The organism is Vibrio sp. 397 (genome assembly GCF_033339395.1).
Lineage (GTDB): Bacteria > Pseudomonadota > Gammaproteobacteria > Enterobacterales > Vibrionaceae > Vibrio > Vibrio alginolyticus.
In genome coordinates, this window is sequence record NZ_JAWOUN010000002.1 from 184,119 (window position 1) to 205,225 (window position 21,107).

At 43.3% G+C, this 21,107-nt stretch carries 20 protein-coding genes; 4 read left to right on the forward strand and 16 right to left on the reverse strand.

The annotated features are described in order from the left end of the window. Positions 1–263: 263 nt before the first annotated feature. Positions 264–515, forward strand: a complete 252-nt coding sequence (locus R7P36_RS03845) for a YgjV family protein (RefSeq protein ID WP_171345631.1) — start codon at positions 264–266, stop codon at positions 513–515. 88 nt (positions 516–603) lie between these two features. Here the strand turns inward: R7P36_RS03845 and R7P36_RS03850 are convergent, their stop codons facing one another. Next, positions 604–885: a DUF2218 domain-containing protein gene (locus R7P36_RS03850; protein ID WP_005376622.1), complete on the reverse strand. Its 282-nt coding sequence runs from the start codon at positions 883–885 to the stop codon at positions 604–606. A 41-nt stretch (positions 886–926) separates the two neighbouring features. Then, positions 927–2,933, reverse strand: coding sequence for a TonB-dependent siderophore receptor (locus R7P36_RS03855; RefSeq protein ID WP_318122019.1), 2,007 nt, complete (start codon positions 2,931–2,933; stop codon positions 927–929). Positions 2,934–3,049: 116 nt separating this feature from the next. Between R7P36_RS03855 and R7P36_RS03860 the strand changes: the two genes are divergently transcribed. Both R7P36_RS03860 and cueR read left to right on the forward strand, forming a co-directional pair. Continuing rightward, positions 3,050–4,018, forward strand: a complete 969-nt coding sequence (locus R7P36_RS03860; protein ID WP_005382609.1) for a helix-turn-helix domain-containing protein — start codon at positions 3,050–3,052, stop codon at positions 4,016–4,018. Between the two features lie 87 nt (positions 4,019–4,105). Beyond that, on the forward strand, positions 4,106–4,492 hold the full coding sequence (cueR, locus tag R7P36_RS03865) for a Cu(I)-responsive transcriptional regulator (protein WP_005376627.1): 387 nt from the start codon (positions 4,106–4,108) through the stop codon (positions 4,490–4,492). Positions 4,493–4,534: 42 nt separating this feature from the next. On the opposite strand, the gene vctC is transcribed toward cueR, so the two are convergent. From vctC to rbsD, 13 genes are all read right to left on the reverse strand, one after another. Continuing rightward, the gene (gene vctC / locus R7P36_RS03870) at positions 4,535–5,290 is read right to left on the reverse strand and encodes an iron chelate ABC transporter ATP-binding protein VctC (RefSeq protein ID WP_017635379.1); all 756 of its coding nucleotides are present in this window, start codon (positions 5,288–5,290) and stop codon (positions 4,535–4,537) included. A gap of 2 nt (positions 5,291–5,292) precedes the next feature. Then, a complete protein-coding gene (gene vctG / locus R7P36_RS03875) occupies positions 5,293–6,243 on the reverse strand; it encodes an iron chelate uptake ABC transporter permease subunit VctG (protein WP_005376631.1) in 951 nt (316 codons plus the stop codon). Next, positions 6,236–7,171: an ABC transporter permease gene (gene vctD, locus R7P36_RS03880; protein ID WP_213899165.1), complete on the reverse strand. Its 936-nt coding sequence runs from the start codon at positions 7,169–7,171 to the stop codon at positions 6,236–6,238. The genes vctG and vctD overlap by 8 nt, the downstream gene beginning before the upstream one ends. Before the next feature lie 22 nt (positions 7,172–7,193). After that, positions 7,194–8,102: a siderophore ABC transporter substrate-binding protein gene (locus R7P36_RS03885; protein ID WP_005376635.1), complete on the reverse strand. Its 909-nt coding sequence runs from the start codon at positions 8,100–8,102 to the stop codon at positions 7,194–7,196. A 163-nt stretch (positions 8,103–8,265) separates the two neighbouring features. Beyond that, positions 8,266–8,946, reverse strand: a complete 681-nt coding sequence (locus R7P36_RS03890; RefSeq protein WP_213899166.1) for a Crp/Fnr family transcriptional regulator — start codon at positions 8,944–8,946, stop codon at positions 8,266–8,268. A 134-nt stretch (positions 8,947–9,080) separates the two neighbouring features. Next, the gene (locus tag R7P36_RS03895) at positions 9,081–9,812 is read right to left on the reverse strand and encodes a nucleoside phosphorylase (protein WP_005373131.1); all 732 of its coding nucleotides are present in this window, start codon (positions 9,810–9,812) and stop codon (positions 9,081–9,083) included. A 10-nt stretch (positions 9,813–9,822) separates the two neighbouring features. Next, positions 9,823–10,554, reverse strand: a complete 732-nt coding sequence (gene pnuC, locus R7P36_RS03900; RefSeq protein WP_213899167.1) for a nicotinamide riboside transporter PnuC — start codon at positions 10,552–10,554, stop codon at positions 9,823–9,825. A 499-nt stretch (positions 10,555–11,053) separates the two neighbouring features. Continuing rightward, a complete protein-coding gene (locus R7P36_RS03905; RefSeq protein ID WP_005373138.1) occupies positions 11,054–12,076 on the reverse strand; it encodes a substrate-binding domain-containing protein in 1,023 nt (340 codons plus the stop codon). Between the two features lie 35 nt (positions 12,077–12,111). Next, the gene (rbsK, locus tag R7P36_RS03910) at positions 12,112–13,029 is read right to left on the reverse strand and encodes a ribokinase (protein ID WP_005382617.1); all 918 of its coding nucleotides are present in this window, start codon (positions 13,027–13,029) and stop codon (positions 12,112–12,114) included. A 222-nt stretch (positions 13,030–13,251) separates the two neighbouring features. Then, on the reverse strand, positions 13,252–14,130 hold the full coding sequence (gene rbsB / locus R7P36_RS03915; protein WP_213899168.1) for a ribose ABC transporter substrate-binding protein RbsB: 879 nt from the start codon (positions 14,128–14,130) through the stop codon (positions 13,252–13,254). Positions 14,131–14,217: 87 nt separating this feature from the next. After that, positions 14,218–15,201, reverse strand: coding sequence for a ribose ABC transporter permease (rbsC, locus tag R7P36_RS03920; RefSeq protein WP_005373145.1), 984 nt, complete (start codon positions 15,199–15,201; stop codon positions 14,218–14,220). Further along, a complete protein-coding gene (gene rbsA, locus R7P36_RS03925) occupies positions 15,198–16,703 on the reverse strand; it encodes a ribose ABC transporter ATP-binding protein RbsA (protein ID WP_054577815.1) in 1,506 nt (501 codons plus the stop codon). The genes rbsC and rbsA overlap by 4 nt, the downstream gene beginning before the upstream one ends. A gap of 23 nt (positions 16,704–16,726) precedes the next feature. Further along, positions 16,727–17,146 (reverse strand): D-ribose pyranase, encoded by a 420-nt coding sequence (gene rbsD, locus R7P36_RS03930; protein ID WP_054577814.1) that lies wholly within the window; start codon positions 17,144–17,146, stop codon positions 16,727–16,729. Positions 17,147–17,619: 473 nt separating this feature from the next. Between rbsD and R7P36_RS03935 the strand changes: the two genes are divergently transcribed. Further along, positions 17,620–19,980: an EAL domain-containing protein gene (locus R7P36_RS03935; protein WP_054577813.1), complete on the forward strand. Its 2,361-nt coding sequence runs from the start codon at positions 17,620–17,622 to the stop codon at positions 19,978–19,980. Positions 19,981–20,119: 139 nt separating this feature from the next. Here the strand turns inward: R7P36_RS03935 and R7P36_RS03940 are convergent, their stop codons facing one another. Continuing rightward, positions 20,120–20,695: an imm11 family protein gene (locus R7P36_RS03940; protein WP_053349404.1), complete on the reverse strand. Its 576-nt coding sequence runs from the start codon at positions 20,693–20,695 to the stop codon at positions 20,120–20,122. Positions 20,696–21,107: the final 412 nt, after the last annotated feature.

Consider the following 21,107-nt stretch of genomic DNA (forward strand, 5'->3'; position numbering starts at 1 on the left):
TCAATGGTGTTTGAGCTATTAATGTCATCGTTATTATCAATCAACACAATAAGTAAAATTATCAGTAATTCCAGTCCTAAACGTTTGCGTAATCGCTAACCTTCTCTTAACCTTGATTTGAGGCTTTTATCACGGTTTTTCCATTGATATAGTGCGTCCATACAACAAAAAAAGACCATTCGAGGCATGGAGCTTCCTCATTAATCTCAAGATGAGAAGAATTGGTACCGACAAAATTCGGCAGATTTTAAGAGGGTCAAAAAATGGACATAAATATGGTTGAGATTTTAGGTTATGCAGCTTCAATCATGGTCGCGATTTCGCTAACTATGAAAGATATTGTTAAGCTTCGTATCCTTAACTTTATTGGTTGTGCGCTATTTACTGCTTACGGACTAATGATTGATTCTTGGCCTGTAGTACTAACTAACGGTTTTATAGCTTGCGTTAACATCTACTTCCTAGCAAAAATGCAGCAGGAAAAAAAAAGCCTAGAGCCTGAGAAAGCGCAATAGCATTCAAACAATAAAAGCCCGCAAATCATAAGATTGCGGGCTTTTGCTTTTAACATTCCCTTTCTATCACAGCATCCCTAAACGAGCGCTAACGAACCCAGCTAAGTGCTAGTGTTTCTCGACGAGAAAACATGTCCACATGCGATGAAATGATCGCCTTCACCGTATTCAGTTTCTCTTCTGAATCCGCCTCACAGGTTATAGTTAAGCTAGATGCACAAAGGTTAAACTCAGCTTTTCCCGTCGGAAATGTCACCAAACCGCTATTTTCATTCCAAGTAGCAGGAACTTTTCGTCCAAAATGCCGACAAAGCGTCACTAAGTATTTGTCAGCGTGTTCGCTATCTATTCGGGTGCTTTCTTTAATCATGAACTTACTCGTTACTTTGAAACGTCCTATGAAGAACCTTGTTAGAATTGATAAGCTGCAGAGAGCTTGAAGTTGCGACCCGGCTCGTAGTCATCAAGCGTGAAGCCACGTGCAGTCCCCGAACGAGACGCATGAGAGCTGTACAACTCGTCAAATACATTATCAATACCAAAGGTCACCGACAGTCCATCAATATCAGACGGCACCCATTGAGCGTATAGATTATGTACATCATAACTTGCTTTCTTTGGCTGACCATCAAAGACGTTGTCTTCCTCTAGAACAAACATTGAGTTCCACCCGAAGATCGTTTCTAAAGCGTCTGACTGGTAATCCAAAGTTAGAGCAATGCTATCACCCATATCAATGCTACGCCCATTGCCCCCAGCAACAGGACCACCAGTATTCTTGTTTTTGGTGTCCGACTTAGAGTAAGAAAGTTTGCTGTTAAACTTGTCGTAACCATAAGAAGCACTTGCCTCAAAGCCTTTAATCTCAACATCACCTAAGTTGTAAATCAGGTAAGTTTGAGTCGCGTTTTGGTACTGATCTGCAATGTAATCATCAATTTCCGTTTGGAATACCGTAATATTCGCCCCAAAGAAATGCTTATCAAAGGTTTTATCAAAACGAACACCACCCTGCGTGTTCAATCCCGTTTCTGGCTTTAACCCATCCTCTAAAAATGCAACGTCTTGGTAAGCAATAAAGGTTTCCATTAGCTCTGGACCTTTAAATAGAGAACGTGCACTCGCAAACAACGTCCAATCTTGAGTCACCGCCCACTCTGCTGCTAGAGCCCAAGTCACATCATCATAATTACTGGTTCCTGTCTCAGCTTTGCGTTTGTAATCATCAAAGCGCATACCTGCGGTAATAAAGAAGGCATCAGAGAAGAAGAACTGATCTTCTACAAACAGTGCGGTTGAAATCGCCGATTCGTCCATAAACTTACGACTACCGTAGTAACTCGAAGACGTTTTATCCATGTAGTCGAAGCCATAAGTGACTCGATTATCAAACTCACCTAACATAACATCTGACTGGAATTTGCCATTCAAACCAAAGTTTTGGTTTTTGGCGGTGTTCTTTGATAAACGGTTCGAGGGCCAACGAGGGGCCATCACCGTTTCGTCACGTTTAATTTCTGTCTCGGTATTATAAAGAGTGACGTTTCCTTGGTGTTGTTCGCCTCGCAACTCGTAACTCAAGGTAACGGTATCGCGGTCATAATCCGTAGGGATAAGTAACTTGCTCGACAGGCTATTATTTGCACTACCAGACATATCAGGACGCGGACTGTAATCTCCACTGTCTCGGTACATGTCATAAGAGAGCTCAAAACGATGGATGTCATTTAGTTCATGCCCCAGCTTAGCCAGAATGTTGTAAACATCACCTGCAGCACCATAGGTTTTATTGCCATCACCATCTTCAAAATCATCACGCGTAACGTAATGGCCATAGACCATCGCATCAATGTTTTCGGACAAAAGTCCGTACAGTGTCAACGAACCTTGCTGGTTGTCGTTAGATGCATAGCCGCCATAAACACGCGCACCAAACTTTTCATCGTAACGAAGTAAGTCACGAGCGTCTTTCGTTTCAAAGTAAACCGAACCGCCTAACCCGTTTTGAGTCACAGAGTTATTACCTACCTGAATGTCCGCAGATTTGAGAATGTCAGGGTTCAGCGTCAAGTTACCAATATGATGGAACATGCTCGCATGCTGAGAAGCACCGTCAAGACGAATGTCCAAATCGGTTTCGCTCAAACCACGAATCGTAACACGTTGATTCACAGAGTGTGTTCCACCAACATCTACACCGGGAATATCGCGCAGTAAATCAGACATATGATCCGCTTGCTTCAGTGACATGTCGTCCGCAAACATCGACTCAGTGTTGCTGGAAACTTTCGTTCCCCATACAACGACCTCTTCAAAATGTGACTCAGTATCTTGAGCTAAAACAGGGGTTGATAGCGCCATTCCCACTGCAAGGCAAAGGCTTGAAAGCTTGATAGGTGAACAAGCAGGGCTTTCCATAACTTCATTCCTAAATATTAATGATAATAATTCTCAGGTATAATAAGCACGAGTTTTATAAATACAAAGGCGATTTGGTTATGCGAAATCGCACAAGTGTTATGAGGAAGTGTCAAATGCAGGAAGTCACAACAAAACGAACTAAAATTGCCAAGATAGCTTTAACCCAAAGACTAGAGGCGACAGAGAAACAATGGATTGTCACGCAAGGCCAACCTTGTCAAACTCAACTGGCCGAAGGTAAGTTCCTATCATATCAGTACAATGATCAAATTTTTGTTCATGGCGGGCGTTGTCTAGAACTTATTGATTCGAATATTGTTTCTACTGCACACGCCTCACTGCTGGTCACTATTCTTTTAGAAGGTAGACTCTCGTTTGGCTACGACGATTTGCAATTTGATTTAGACGCGAGCGACGGCCCTAAGGGTGTAGTGGTGAACTTACTCAAACCTGCAAATTTTCGTCGTTCACTGCTCAAAGATAACCTCATTAATAAGATCAACATATTGGTTAAGCCCCAATGGCTAGAGGCCCGCCTTGAGCAAAATTGTAGTCATCGAGCCTTTTTTAACTCTCATCAGGCGTTTCAACAGTTGGAGCCTAACCAGACGCTATGCGAGCTGGCCGAAACGTTAACAAATAGAGAAACACCGCAAGAGTTCCAAGAAAAGCTAGAGGTCGAAAGCTTGATCTATCAAATATTACATCAAGCCACCAAGCAAATTCCTAAGAATTTCAGTGCTAAAAACAGCAGTATTGAACGACACATTGATGGTCGGATTGAGGATATTGTCAGCTATATTGAAACTCACCTTGATCAAGAACTACGCTTGGAAAAGTTGGCGAGCCAATTCTCAATGAGTGTTTCAAACCTGCAGCGCCGATTTAAACAATCACTTAATATGACCATAAACGGCTACATTCGTTTTCGACGTCTTGAGATTGCTAGGCAACATTTGGAACGTGGCCTAGTGACGATAACAGAAGCCGCCTATGAAGCCGGATACCACCACCCTTCTAACTTCACTTATGCCTTCAAAAAGGCATTTGGTGTGCCACCACATGAAGTGATTAAAGAGTAAGGGGACTCTAGGTAACTGACTGTTATTTAGGAGTGTCTTATCCACAACATCGGTATATACTCGCCTTAAACGTTATGGAGGTTAAACATGAATATTGGTGCTGTCGCGAAGCTCACAGGGCTTTCATCTAAGTCGATTCGATTATATGAAGACAAAGGGATCATATCTCCACCAGCGCGTAGCGACTCTGGCTATCGCGAATATTCAGATAATCATATTCAAGAGCTTAACTTGGTATCACGCGCAAAAAGCGCAGGCTTTTCGTTGCAAGAATGCAAAGAGTTCGTACAACTTGCTCATAACCCCAACCGCAAAAGTAGCGAAGTAAAAGCAAGAACCATGGACAAACTGAGAGAGGTTGAAGAAAAAATTGCACACCTCATGGAGATCAAAACGCAACTTGAAGGTTGGGTTTCTTCTTGTCCTGGAGATGCAGAGAGCCGATGCCCAATCATAGACGAGCTCACCAAGTAAGCCCGCCTATCTATTGATCTCGTTAAAAACGAACTAGCTCGCTTAATGATAGGTACACATGCGCTTACCGTTTAACTCTATGATGTTAAATGGCGTTTCGTAGATGTCCTCTAGCGTAGACGCTTGAATAACCTCTTCAACCGCACCACTCGCCACAACCTTGCCTTTCTTAAGCGCCAATATGACATCTGAGTAACACGCCGCGAAATTAATATCATGAATCACGACCACCATGGCTTTATTCATGTCATGGGCTAACTGCTGCACAACTTTCATGATCTGAAGAGAGTGTTTGATATCTAAGTTATTAAGAGGCTCATCAAGAAAGACATAATCTGTATCTTGTGCAATCACCATAGCAATAAATGCAAGCTGTCGCTGACCACCACTTAATTCATCCAAGTATTTGTCTTGAATATCTTGCAAATCTAAGTAGTCGATTGCTTGTTCTATGACCTCATGATCTTCTTTAGTCAGATTTCCTTTAGAGTATGGGAAACGACCAAAAGAGACTAACTCTTTTACGGTAAACCGCATTGTAATCGAGTTAGCTTGGCGAAGTACTGCCAGTTTTTTCGCTAGCTCTTTTGTGTCCCATTCCGCGATTTCCTTGCAATCAATGATAACACTACCGCCATCTCGCTCCGTTAAGCGCGAGGCCATAGATAACAGCGTGCTCTTTCCCGCGCCATTTGGACCGATAATCGATGTTACCTTGCCCTTTTCAAACTGAGTATTGGCCTCGTCTACGACTTTGTTTGAACCGAAAGCCTTCGTTAATTTGTCTATTACTATCATATTTATACAACTTTGTTTTTCAGCAGCAGGTATAAGAAATACGCACCGCCGATAAAGTTAATTACGACACTCAACGTCGTCTCAAAACTGAACACGTTTTCGATTATCCATTGCCCCGCAAGTAATGAACTGATGGATAAAAACGAACATCCGACCAATAGCGTTTTATGTTGGTAACTTCGGAACATTTCTCGGCTTAAGTTGGTCACTAGTAAACCAAAGAACATGATTGGCCCTACCAAAGCCGTAGAAATAGCAATCAAAACCGCCGAGATAATAAACACATTTCTCGTCACTTTAGGTACATCAACACCCAAACTTTTCGCATTGTCTTGGTCGAGCCAAAACACATCTAAAGTGCGATGCATCCTAAACAACAACCAACATGCAAACATCAAAGCCGGAGCACTAAAGTAAACCAAGTTCACTTTGACATTATTGAAACTGGCGTACAGTTTCGACTGAACAATTGCATATGTGTTTGGGTCCATCAGCAAAGAAAAGAATGACGCCGCATTGGAAAATAGCTGACCAAAGATCAAGCCGACCAATAGCAACGTAATCAAGTTCTTGCTGCCTTTTGAAAAGTAAAACCCAAACAGCAGTAGCGAAAACGACACCATTACAATTACTGCAATCGCGAAATTGACGTACAAGTTAAGCACTAAGGTACTCAACCCACCAAAAATCAACACGATCAAAATTTGGGTTAACACATACAGCGCATCAAAACCCATGATACTTGGCGTTAAAATTCGGTTGTGCGTAATGGTTTGAAATACAAGTGAAGACTGAGCAATGGCCACACCCGCTAGCACTATCGCCAATACTTTAGGAACTCTACGAGACAAAAAATATTGGTAGTTGTCAGCCGTTAGCCCAATACCAATAAACAGACACGCGAAAAGAATCGCAATGCCACCTAGCAGCAGGATTTTCGTTGAATCACGCATGTTGCTTACCTCGCAACAACATAGCGATGAATACCACGCCACCCAATATGCTGATCACGATAGAGATTGGCATTTCATGAGGGAAAATAATTAAACGACTCACCAAGTCGCAACACAACACCAAAATCGCCCCATACATGGCCGTAAGCGGAATGTTCTTTTTGAGATTATCGCCATAAAAGTGACTCACGAGATTCGGTACAATCAGCCCTAAGAATGGCAACTGGCCAACAATCATCACGACACTTGCTGACATGATGGACACCAATAGCACGCCAATCGTCACAACCTGCTGATAATTCAAACCCAAGTTAATCGCGAAATCTTTTCCGATACCTACGGCAGAGATCCTTGCGGCAAAAAGATAGCTGAGGATGACCATTGGTACCGCGATGTACAGCAGTTCAAAATCACCACGCAAGATGTTGGCGAAGTTTGCGACTGTCCAAGCATTCAGACTTTGAAGTGCATCATATTTGTAAGCGATAAACGTAGTCATGGATTGGATGACATTGCCGAAAATAATCCCGACAAGAGGCACAAAAACCACGCTCTTAAATTGAATGCGCTGAATAAAGAAAACAAACGCTAGCGTCCCAAATACCGAGATGCCGAATACGAGCAAAAGGTGATTGTCGTTACCAAAGAAAACCACGCTCAGTACGTAGCCCAGCATGGCACATTCGATCGTACCAGTTGTAGAAGGTGCAGCAAATCGGTTCTGGCTGATTTGCTGCATGACAAGACCCGCAATACTCAAGCCAGCACCAGCAAGCAGTATGGCAAATAAACGTGGTATACGGCTAGTAAAGAAAAGCTCTAATGCTTTCTCATCACCTGAAAAGAGTTGTTGGGGCGTCATGTTTGCCACCCCAACAAATAACGAAACCGTGCTTAAAACCACAAGGGTTAGCAATAACTTCTTCAAAGTTAACCTCTGCTATCTTGGATTACAGTTCAACGGTTTGCTTTATCTCACTGACCATTTTTTCTGTTGCTGTCACACCAGACATCGACAAGTACCACGCGTCCACATCTAAATAAGTGATTTTATGATTTTTATATGCTGCGGTCGCTTTGACTAAGTCGTTATCCATGGATTTACGAATATCGTTATCCGGCGTACCTGTCAGAGAATTACGGTCAACCACGAGAATATTTTTCGGGTTAGCTTCACGAATAAACTCATAAGAAATGACATCTCCGTGAGTGCCCGTTTTCACGTGCTCAACCGTTTCCAAGAAGCCAAAGTCGTTATAAATGACGCCAAATCGCGACTGGGCACCAAACGCGCTGATGTTGTCACCCATGCTTAAAATCGTTAGTGCATCATTTTTGTTCGATTGGTTGTAGTCACGGATTGCTTTGAATTGAGCATCTAGCGCTTCAATTTTCTGCTCTACTTTTTCTTCGATATTGAAGATCTTACCAATATTGCGCCATTGCGCTTGCGTGCCTTCCCAATAGCCTTGGTTCTCTTTCGCCGCAAAAACAACTGTAGGGGCAATTTCACTCAGCTCTTCATATTTCGCAGACGCTCGCGGACCAACCAAAATCAAATCCGGTTTTTGCATGTAGATGGTTTCAAAATCAGGTTCAAACAAACTACCCGCAGAGGTGTAGTTATCTTTGCTGTATTTTGAAAGGTAACTAGGAAGATTAGAAGAGTTAGATACTGCAACGGGATCGATACCAAAGTTGTCCAACGCATCTAGCGGGCCAAAGCCAATCACAACCACACGCTCTGGGGATTGTTCTAGCTCTGTTTGACCCATGTAGTGGTCAATCACAACTTTAGCAGCGAAAGAAGGAGAAACAGTAAATAACGACAGCATAGCCGCACCGACGAATTTTTTCATTTTGTTAAGCCTTAATGAGATCTATTATCATACGCGTTCGCAATATAACGCTACTCTTTAATGCATTCAACAAAATTTAAGGTACTTTACATTAGTTACGTTTACTCAAGACTTAGATATATCAAAGACTTATAAAACCCATCAGTTTCAATACCTGGGCGTATCATTCATGCGCTTCAATAAACGCTTTGAGTGCCAGCTCATCAATAATCTCCAAACCGTTGTCCGTTTTTGTAATCAATCCCTTTTCAATCAAGTCCTTAACTGCACGTCGATAGACTCGGCCTGAGGTGCCAAACCGCTCAGCCTCTTGGTTCACTTTATCAAAACCACCAAGCAACTTATCCGTCTGATTACGGACGAGAAGATCATAGGCAATGTTGTAAGTAATGGGATGCAACAAACGATTAGTGTAGATATCCATGGAGTCTTGATAATCCTCAGCCAATGCTGAAGCGAAGAACACCATCATTTGGGGATGATTTTGCAGTGCTTCGGTTAGTTTTTGGATACAGATAACATCAACCTGCATATGTTCATCTGCTATCACATTCCATTGACAAGGGGTCTGAGTGAAGAACTCCATTTCACCATAAATATGATAGTCGCAGTTAGCTTCCCCTAATTGAAAACGTCGTCCATTTGCGGCCAATATGTTCATCGAGATTCGACCTACTGGCACAACATACAAGTACTGAAGTTGCTCACCTTGGCGGAGAATTGCTTCCCCAGCATCAAAGTAACGCGAATTTATTTGGCATTGATAAATCAAATCGCGAAAGGTGGCACTCTTTTCTTCAAGGTATGTTTTGAAGCGACCAGTCGGATAAGGGCTGATTTTCATTTTCTGCTCTCTCAGAAAAAGTTACGGACAACTATTTAAGGTGGATTGTACCCCGTAACTCCAAATAAAAAAGCGACAGTGACCTGTCGCTTTACATCTATTCTGTTTATGTGACTTACTGAGATAGAGACTGGCTAACGCTGAGCAACCAAGGCTTCTAATGCCGTAATCGCGGCACTCTTCTCACCTTGCATCATTACTTTGGCTTCATCAACGTACTGACCAACACCTTCTTTCACATCTTGTTGATACAGCACCACGTTGTTTAATATCGAAGCCACATGAAGGCCTCGTAGTCGACCGACCGTAAACAGCGCAGAGGTTTCCATATCGGCACCTAAGATGCCTTTCTTGTTCCAATGTTGGCATATTGCATCTTCGTCATCGGTATAGAAACTGTCGTGAGAACGCACCACACCAAAATGATAATGCACTTTTTGCATCGACAAGTAACGCTCAACTTCCTTTAACAGTGAAAAGCTTGCGTAGGCTGGATAAGACGAATCGACATACGCTTTAGAGCCGCCCTCATCTCTTACCGCGCCTTCGGCAATGATCAACTCGCCAAGATGAATGCCTGATTGCATTGCCCCCGCCGATCCAACGCGTACCACATGAGTCACACCGCACTGTTTTAGCTCTTCCACTGCGATGATCATCGATGGCGCACCTATACCTGTACTACATACTGAAACAGGCTTGCCTTTGTAGTTGCCGGTAAACACACGGTACTCGCGGTTTTCCGACACCATTTCTGCATCATCAAATAATACCGCGATACGATTCGCTCGATCTGGCTCGCCGCATACAATAACGAGGGGAGCGATTTGTGTTTCATCCACTCCGATATGAGGTTGTTTGGCCATTTTTCGTTCCTTACGCAGCAGCGTGCGCTAAGGTTTTATCGCCATTGCGCTTAGCGCTACGAGCCCACTCACGCGTGCCATTGGCAGCGATGAACATAAGAATCGCGTACTGAACAGACATTGCGTAAACACCTTGCGTCGCGTAGATACCCACACTGATAATATTAATCACAACCCATAGAATCCAGTTTTCGACGTATTTACGTGTCATCAGAATTTGTGCAACAACAGAAAGTACTGTCATGGTTGCATCCCAGAACGGGAACGCGTCAGGTTCAAGCACCGGTTCAGCCAAGTCAGCACCAAAGAGATTCAAGCTATCAACAGCAATGTTTGCTAGCGCAAAGAAAAATGGGTCGATATAGATCGTTAATAATGCGATACATGCAACGCTAATAGAGGCAGTAGTAATAAGTTTCTGTTTATTTAACCAGCGAACCTCCAGCGTTTCACCTTGTGCGTTTGGACGAGTCCACGCATACCAGCCGTAAATGTTCGCACAGAAGAAAAACAATTGAAGAAGCAATAATCCGTATAACTGAATTTGAAAAAAGATAACGGCAAAAAGCGTGACATTCAGCAAACCGAATAAGTAGTTGATGGTTTTTTCTTGGCTGGCAAACCAAATGCAAAGCAGTCCAAAAACGGTACCGAAAGCTTCGATCCAGCTCATTGCGTAGCCGTCGCCAATCGGAATGTTAACGAGAGCATTATTAATATCGAGTAAGGCAAAGAGGTCCATAACATGTCCTTTATTATTTTGTTTGGAATACGCTTATATTAGAGCGTGATCCCCAACAAAAAGGAGGACATTTGTCCTCCTCTTGATGCACTCGATCATAATTCAGTTCAATGTTTACTTGAAAGCAATAAATGATGCTATTGCACGGTGTTGGAAATAGACGTGCCTATGAGTCCAAGCCTAGATAGCGTTTTTTGAATGCAGAAGCTGATGCAAATAAAGCTGACGCCAAAAGTGTAATAATAAAGCCAATTGCGTACTCAAATGCTTCATTAACCAGTAGCTGATAGCAGCTCACAAAAAAAATCAATACAACTGTAATAACATTAACTCGGTGAAACCAAGGGTGTTTTACAGATAACTTAGCGTAACCTTTTGATAACATTTGACTAATCCGCCAGACAACAATTAATAGTTTTATTTATAATCAACGACGATAGTAAGGCTTTATCGTATAAAGAGAAACGACTTTTTTAATTTTTTAGCTCAACATCACACGTCATTCAGTGAGGTTTGACTTTAACCTCTTGACGCTTTTTCGTTCCACTAGAGTCGGCTCTAATTGTACGACCTGTGCCTCTGTTGATTTTTCATCCAACTTTCGGACAAGAGTCTCAACGGCAGCCTGCCCCAAACGGTACTTAGGCTGATGAATGGTAGTTAGCGATGGCGACATAAATTTCGCGATATGGATGTCATCGTAACCAATAATGGATAGGTCGTCCGGCACTTTAATACCGAGCTCATTTGCGGCGTTAATCACACCCATCGCCATCATATCGTTAGAGACGAAAATCGAGCTGGGTAATGCGCCACGCTGAGCCATTTTTTTGAACGCTTGATACCCACCCTCACATTCGAAGTCAGACTCAATGATCCAATTGGCATTAAATTCCAAGCCCGCTTCGTTCATTGCTCGCTTATAACCTTCGTATCGCATTTGCGCTTGGTGTTTAATCAAAGGGCCAGTGATGCACCCAATTTCGGTATGGCCGCAATCAATTAAGTATTTCGCCGCTAAGTAACCGCCACGAAGTGAGTTGTCTTGGATTTTATCACTTGTAAATAGCATCGGCCCCCAGTCCATTACCACTACTGGGATATCTGGGTAACGCTCAAATACATCGATACGCTCTCCTTCTAGCGACGAACACATCAAAATCAAACCATCGACACGCTTTTGCAATAGCGTATTAATGGATTGACGCATACGTTCGTTATCACCCTCGGTGTTACATAAAATGAGGCTGTAGCCTTTTTGGTAGCAGCTGCGTTCGACGCCTTTTACGACTTCGCCAAAGAATGGGTTGGTTGAGGTTGTCACGAGCATACCAATGGTTTTGGTACGATTAACTTTGAGGCTACGCGCCAACGCAGAGGGCGCGTAGTAGTTAAGCTCTTTTGCGGCATTGTTAACGCGTTCAGAGATCTCTTCGCTCACAAAACGCGTCTTGTTAATAACATGGCTCACTGTTGAAGTGGAAACCCCTGCCAGTTTTGCGATGTCTTTCATCGTCGCCATGTTACTACTCCTATTTTAATGAGGCGTTGTGCGCCTTATTGTTCAGCGAGAAACGCGTCCACCTCTTCGCGGGTTGGAATCGACGTTTGCGCGCCAAAGCGGGTCACAGAAATTGCAGCCGCCGCATGTGCAAACTTAATCGCTGATTCTAAAGGTAAATCTTCTAGGAGACCAGTGACGAATGCCCCATTAAATGTATCGCCCGCTGCGGTAGTATCCGTCGCTTCAACGCGGAAACCCGAGATGATTTCGCCTCGACCGTTTTGGCTTAGCCAAACGCCTTTTGCACCGAGTGTGATCATGACAATTTCTATACCTTTACCATGTAGCACATTCGCCGCTTCTTGCGCGCTTTCGTTGTCTGTTACAGTAATACCTGTCAGAACTTCAGCTTCCGTTTCATTTGGTGTAATCACGTCAATGCAAGACAGTAATTCATCTGACAGTTCGCGAGCTGGCGCTGGGTTCAGAATGACATTGGTTTTGGCATCTTTCGCGATTCGCGCAGCTTTCTCAATGCCGCACATCGGCGTTTCCAATTGCATTAGCAAGTAATCTGCTTGGCGAATACGCTCTAAATCTGGCTCAATCGCTTCTGCTGTCAGTTTGGCGTTCGCTTCAGCTGAAATGCAAATGCTGTTCTCACCACTGTCCGACACTTGAATCATCGCGATACCTGTCGGGCAATTTGGCTGCATCTTCACACCAGTGATATCGATGCCGTCCATTTTGAAGTTTTCGCGAATGTTAATGCCGAATGAGTCATCGCCCACACAAGCGATAAAACCGATGTCTGCATTTAATCGCGCCGCCGCGACGGCTTGGTTGGCACCTTTGCCACCTGGGATAACTTGATAGTTGCGACCATGCAGCGTCTCGCCTGGGCGAGGGAAAGAAGGCACTTGAAGAACATGGTCAGCGTTTACACTACCTAACACCACTAACTTATTCATACGGTTATCCTCGGTTCTGAATGAACCCTTTTTAAAAACTGTTTAGGAAAATACATTAGATGACTTTAACTTCTCTTCCTGACGAAGGAGTCTCGATAAAAAGCCAAAGGCATCTATACCCCACACTTTGCAGTATTTTGGGTAAGTTTGCCCTCACCTCCTAAACGACAGATATAAACGGAGGAGAGAGCAAAAATTAGGATGATTTATTGAACTTAAAACTTACTTAGTGACTACTTTTAGTGGTACTGGGATGTACTCTTCTACTTCTTCACCTTTCAAAACTTTGTCAGCCGTTTCAACACCTAAAGCACCGATAAGGTCTGGTTGCTGAGCAATAGTTGCCGCTAGTTTGCCACGGTTAACTGCTGCAATGCCGTCTTCCGTACCATCAAAACCAACGATAACGACACCTTTGCCAGAAGCTTGAACTGCGCGAAGTGCACCTAGCGCCATTTCATCATTCTGTGCAAATACCGCTTGTACATCCGGGTTAGCCGCTAGCAGGTTTTCCATTACGTTTAGACCTTTCGTGCGGTCAAAGTCAGCTGGTTGGCTAGCAAGAAGATCCATATCGCTGCCCTTCACGGCATTCATAAAGCCTTCACCGCGCTCACGCGCTGCCGATGTGCCCGCAATACCTTCAAGTTGAATGACTTTTGCTTTTTCGCCGACTTTTTCCATGATGTAGTGGCCTGCCATTTCACCACCAATTACGTTGTCCGACGCGATGTGACTCACAACTTCACCACGGCTTGCACCACGGTCTAATGTCAACACAGGGATCTTAGAACGGTTCGCCATACGAATTGCATTAGACACTGCATCAGAATCCGTTGGGTTGATAAGAATTGCTTTTACGCCGCGAATACTTAAATCCTCGATGTTCGACAGTTCTTTACTCGGGTCATTTTGCGAGTCCAGTACAATTAAGTCGTACCCCAATTCTTTCGCTTTTGCTTCCGCACCGTCTTTCATCGTTACGAAGAACGGGTTGTTTAGCGTCGAAACCACAATCGCCATGGTATCTTGAGCTTGCGCCGCTACCGATACGGTTGAAGAAATAAGTGCAGCAGAGATAAGAGTTGCAAGTTTTTTCATCGTTCTAGTCCTTTGTGTAGGGTGAGCCAGTACACGTCCCCTGACTCGGTTTGTATTCACTGTTTTATATATACAGATTGTTATGAATTACTTGTTTTTGTTGTCTACCAATACCGCCAGCAAGATAACCACTGCTTTTGCAATCATTTGGTAGTAGGAAGAAACATCAAGTAGGTTAAGTGCATTGTTCAAGAAACCGATGATCAGCGCACCAATCAAGGTACCCATGATACGGCCTTTACCGCCCATCAAGCTGGTACCGCCAAGAACAACCGCTGCGATAGCGTCTAGCTCGTAGCCCATACCTGCTGTTGGCTGCGCCGAAGAAAGACGAGACGTTACAATAATGCCTGCAAGCGCTGCTAACATACCGCAGATGGCGTAGACACCAATCTTCACTCGGTCTACATTGATACCTGATAGACGCGTCGCAGACTCGTTGCCGCCTAGTGCGTAAACATAGCGACCAAAGCGTGTGTGGTTAAGTAAATACCAAGCCGCTGCAAACACAACCACCATTAACCAAACAGGAACCGGAATGCCTAGCGCGTAGCCAGTACCAAACCATGCAAACGCATCCGCGGTGTCAGTAAAGCCTGTCGAGATTGGTCGACCTTCGGTGTACACCATGGTCACACCTCGTAGTAACGTCATGGTAACCAGCGTAGCGATAAATGCCTGCACCTTACCCTTCGCAATAATGATACCGCTGATCGCACCTAACGCTGCACCTGCGACTAAAGCAGTTGGAACCGCCACCAGCACAGGAACCTCAAGCGCAATCATGCTTGCCGCAAAGGCACCACACAACGCCAATACCGAACCAACACTTAAGTCGATGCCTGCGGTTAAAATAACTAATGTCATACCCACTGCGATAATGGCATTCACGGAGGTTTGACGAAGAATGTTGAGAATGTTGTCGACCGTAAAGAAGTTCGGGTTCAAAAATGACACAACAACGATCAGAAAGATCAGAGCTATCAGTGATTTTTGTTCAATCAGCCACTCTTTTGTGAACAACTTCTTGTTGCTCGTTTCGGTTGGTTTGCTCATGGTATTCGTACTCATGCTGCTTCCTCATTGATCTCTTTGCCTACGGCACAGGCGAGTAATTTTTCTTGATCGGCGTCTTTCGCATCAAATTCGCCAGTGATACGACCTTCATGCATCACTAAAATACGGTCGCTCATGCCGAGCACTTCAGGCATCTCGGAAGAAACCAAGATGATGCTCATGCCTTCGGCCTTAAACTTGTTGATGAGCTGATAAATCTCTTTTTTTGCTCCGACATCAACACCACGTGTCGGCTCATCCAGAATCAGAACTTTAGGTTTCGTCATTAACCCTTTCGCTATCGCAACTTTTTGCTGGTTACCACCAGATAAGTTGCCGATGATTTGATCTCGCGTTGGGGTTTTAATGTTGAATAACTTAATAAAATCTTCCACAGCAATCACTTCGTCGCTGTGTTGAATCTGGAAGCCTTTGGTCAGCTGGTTTAGCGAACAAAGTGACATGTTCTCCTTAACCGAAAGACCTAAAACCAAACCATCGCCTTTGCGATCTTCAGAGATGTAAGCGATACCATTTGCCAAGCCATCTTGCGGGCTAACCGGGTTAATAGTTTTGTTATCAAGATTGATAACACCATGCTCACTAGGTAATGCGCCGTAAATGACTTTCATGAGTTCAGTGCGGCCTGCGCCCATCAAGCCAGAAATTCCAAGAATCTCACCACGCTTGAGAGTAAAGCTCACATCCTGAACGCCAGACCCAGTCAAACCAATGACTTCAAGACAAGTTTCGCCATGTTGGACATCAATACGTGGATATTGCTCTTCTAATTTTCGGCCAACCATCATTTCAATTAGGCCATCTTCATCAGTGTCGGACACCTTGCACTCACCGATAAACTTACCATCACGAAGCACCGTAATATCATCACAGATTTCAAAGATTTCTTTAAGACGATGCGAAATGTATACGATGCCGCATCCTTGCTCGCGAAGCTCATTAATCACTTTAAATAGTGATTCCGTTTCCGTATCGGTCAATGCGTCCGTTGGCTCATCCATAATGATGACTTTCGACTCAAACGAAAGTGCCTTTGCAATTTCCACCATTTGTTGTTCACCAAGGCTTAAATCGCCAAGCAATGTTTTTGATGAATGCTTTACATTGAGACGTTTTAAAAGCTTGTCAGCTTCGTCATACATTTTGCCCCACTGGATACGCCCTAAGGAGCCGGTGAACTCTCGTCCCAAGTAAATATTTTCGGCAATCGTCAGTTCAGGAATCAGGTTCAGCTCTTGGTGAATAATGCTAATACCAGCTTCCTGTGAATCGCGTGGCCCTTTAAAGGCCGCCGGCTGACCGTGATATTGAATGCTCCCCGCATCCATGTGGTAAATGCCTGTCAACACCTTCATTAACGTTGACTTGCCTGCTCCATTTTCACCCATCAGCGCCATAACACGGCCTGGATAAACATTCAGGCTTGCTTTGTCGAGTGCTTTTACGCCCGGAAACGCCTTCTCAATTTCGCTTAGTTGTAGAATGGCTTGAGTCATAATCTGTCCTCAATATCTCTGGCTTAAAAAACCACGCCCGCTTGGAAAATAACGTTCGCATATGGCGAGCATTCGCCAGTTCTTACGATAGCGCGACTTTGCGCCGTGCGTGCTTTAAACGCTTCATGTGACACGTAGCTCACTTCAATAGATTTGCCCGTTTCTTCACTCTCTTTGCTCAGTTCGTTGAGCAACGCTTCATGCAAAACTGGGCTTGCATCAGAGAGCTCTTCCGCAATGATGACCCCTTCGATTTGGGACTCAGATAGAATTACGCGAACAGTATCAAGAAAACTTGGTACCCCATGCGTTAGCGCCAAATCGATTCGCTGAACATGCTCTGGGATTGGTAGACCAGCATCACATATCGTGATCTCGTCAGTGTGGCCTAGCGTCGCCACCAAGTAAGAAATATCTGAGTTAATTAGGGTACTTTTTTTCATCTCATCGACCTTTCGGTTACACGTTCATACAACCATGAGCGCCTGTTTTAAAGTGTTTTCGTTATTAACAGAAAACTCATCGAAACGTTTCGATGAAATAATAATTCGTCATCGCAATTTGACCAGTGTGAGATCGATAAGGTGTGAGAATGATCTGTAATTCAATTGTCATTGAATAGGAAAAGCGCACTTGAGTCACACTTTACAATCGAAACGTTTCGATGACGGTATTTTCCTATCATTACGGTTAGGTTTTATACAAGGAGGAAGGAAAAGAGACGTCCAACTACTGAGAAAACCTCTAGTTAATAAGCTCGAAACCTTTCACGTCATCACAATTCTTAGATAGCTGCCTGATTTTGGAGAACGCTCACCTTACAATCTGGTTACAATTTGCCAAAACACATCATCCGTTCAGTACCTTACCTGGTACGCGACGTTTGTAGGGACACAAACGGAAACTAAGAACCATAATGAAGTTAAGCAATAGAGTCATTTTGCTTGTCGCGCCAGTGATCTTATTAAGCGCGTTAGTATCTAGCTATATTATTTATAGCATTCAAAAAGTGACGCTCATCAAGCGGGAAGACAGCTATATTCAGTTGCAGATGGAAAAGCTCGCCGGGCAGTTTCGACAAGCGAATATTTTTCTTAATAGCTATGCCTATACGCTCAGTAAAAGTGATGTATTACAAGACTATTTGGTTAATCATAACAACCCCTATCGTGAGCGAGTCTTGTTTAATCGATTAGACGAGACCGCTGAAGTATTAAGCCATGGTTACAAAGGCGATGCGAGCATGGCGATCCTCGACGGCAAACAAAACCTTCTCTATTACACAGAAAACAAATATTACGAATCATCAGGTGTGGTCGACCCAAAGGTGTTAGAGTACATATCACGAAGTTTCAATGAGAGAGAGGCTTTCAGTCACACTGGCTTTATTTATAACTCCAGTGGACAAAGCATTCTTCTTCAATATGAGGTCGTCGACAAAAGAACGGGGACTCACCCTTTGAGCTTTGACTCAAAAAATGTGTTTTTTGTGGTAGTTTCCGTATCACTTGAAGCCTTTAACGAGATTAAGCATGACATCGAGTTTGACACGCACAGCGTGATTACTTTCGCCGACAAACCCATTTATCTTGATATTCCTCTCGCTCAAACCATTGAGCTGCTGCCGCACTTTTATGCCGTGCTTTCTCCTGCCGAATATTTAATGTGGAATAAAGTCGATAAAGTGTGGCTAGAACTTGCTTTCTCCTTTGGCGTAGCGGCGTTTTTCACCATCACATTAATCATTTTGGTGTTGTACCGCTATGTGTTGCGCCCTGTTTCTCGCCTTGATAAGCAGCTGAACGAACTTGAATCTAATCAACGTGACAATATTGAAAAGCTAGAAACAAACGATGAAATAGGACGCCTCTCTGCACGCTTTTTTGATATGTATGAGGAACTTAATGTCATCTATAAAAAGACAAAACGCCTAGCTGAAACGGATCACCTGACGCAACTCGCCAATCGCCATCGTTTTCATGAGCTTGCCACTCGTGAACTTATCTCCCCTTCGCAGTTTCTGTGGGTTGTTTACGTCGATCTTGATAACTTTAAATACGTGAATGATAAATACGGGCATGAATTGGGAGATAACTTATTAAAAGTGTTCTCATCACACATCAAGAATGCCTGTCAAAAGTTCTCGCACGATTACAACAGCCCCTGCTTTGCCGCCAGGTTATCTGGTGACGAATTTGCAATTTTGCTGAGCTCAAATCAAGAGGTAAAACGCTTGCCTGATTTGCTTGCATCAGAGCTGCTAAAACCGATTAGTAATCTCAGTTCATCTTGGAGTAATTCATTTCCCGTTACGGCAAGCGTAGGTATTGCACAATATCCTCAAGACGGTACTGACATCGCGAAGTTACTCTCCAGTGCCGATGCGGCTATGTATCAAGCAAAACGGGCAGGGAAAAATCAATACGCCTATTATTCAGCCGCTCTCAATATTGAGTCTCAAAGACGAAGTCAACTTGAACGTGCGCTCCGAAAAAGCAATGTAGAGGAAGAATTCCACCTTGTTTTTCAACCCTATATGAACAATCGAAGCAACGAAATTGAGGGGTTAGAAGTCTTGTTGCGCTGGGAAGCCGAAGGTATCGGCCCTATCCCTCCAAAGGAGTTTATTCCAATTGCAGAGCAAGCCGGATTATTTGATAAAATTGACCGCTGGGTTTTCGCCAATGCAACGGCGGAATACCATCAATTAAGGAATATTTTCGGTAAGGACATTGTTCTTTCGGTCAATTTATCATCAGCGGAGCTAAACTCGATAGAAATGGCAAACTACATCCATGAACAAGCGACACTGCACCAGGTTAAACCAAAATGTATTGAGATAGAAATAACCGAAACCTTTGCCGCAGAACAACAAGGCACGGCCCTACTTGATGAGCTATCAAAACGTGGCTACCGTCTTGCAATTGATGACTTTGGTTCTGGTTACACATCGTTAACTCAGCTCGTTCAGTATCCGGTTCAAAAAATCAAATTTGATCGAGAGTTCCTCGTTACATTGATGAACACCAATAACGGCCATGTGATCAAACCTATTATTGAGCTATGCCATGCCCAAAATAAAACGGTTACAGCAGAAGGTATTGAACACAATATGATGCATGAATGGCTATCGGCATACCGCTGCGACTATATGCAAGGCTATTTATTTGGCAAACCAATGACTAAAGAACAATTGAGCTTGTGGTGGCAATCGGCAAATGACGACAGTCGATTTGATGCGTCCATGGTCAGCTCAATTAGGGTTTCAAGAACATAAGTTAAGGGGAGAAGTACAGCAGTCACAACTGTGGCGGCTGTATTTAGTTGTATATGAGCTTCATTGATAGATGCTCAGCTTTTGTTCCCCCATACCTATATCTATGACTTTAGTCGAGTAAATCACTATTTATTCGTTTTTAAACCAGCACTTCCTTGAAATCCAAACCGGTCAAATTCAGCGCTTTGACGCTATCGTACAAGCCACCTTTTTTGTCCGTGCAAAACGTTCTGAGCCCAGCACCTTTTACTCTGAACAAGTCAGATTCATTAACGGCTTCTCTATTCAAAACGAGTTTCTTAAACGGTCTAGCACGACTTAGCTTACCATGACGAAGATTATACTCGGTAGCAGAGGTATCAATGGCATCAATTTGAGTGACAATGTTTAATGCTCGCCAAGGCTTTCCTTGTAGATTTAATGGTAAAAATTCGACATTCTCGCTCAACACATCGAGCTTATCCGCAATAGAAGCGGATACAGCAAGAGTAAAAGATCCCCATGCTGCAATATCAGGCCTGGGTAATGGCTTTTCACCCTTAACGTCTAACCATTCAATATCAATACTTTTCCAACTGGCTTTAACAGACTCTCCATAGAGTTGGATAGGTTTGCTTGCCGTTACTTGAAGAGACATTTCCAATGGCGACTCTTGCAACATTGCAAAATCATTAACATTGGGAGTGACAATAAACACTTTATTAAATGCTGTCATAACCGTCCTTAAATAAATTTGAGCGCTTTTCTTAATGAGACGAGCGCTTTCACACCAAACCAAACCAAACCAAACATAATAGATAGAGTTTACTTTCATGTTCAAAAATTTAATGAATTAATATCTGGCGTTCTTATCTTTTAATTTCTAAGTTTTATTATTTATATATTTTAATCCACACGATAGAATTATTTTTTCAATTTTTACTATGTACCCTTCCTTATGTAATCGAATAAATTAGAGAATAAACAATAGCACGCATCACTTCACTTTTGTCGAGCTCATCACTCTCACTTAAACGATACATTCACAAGTTCAATTTTTGTACGACTTAGACTTAGCTTTGTCAATCGTGAATTAAAAACAACCGATTCACCGTTGTTTTACTGCCTTTTCTTACCACCCTGTTGTT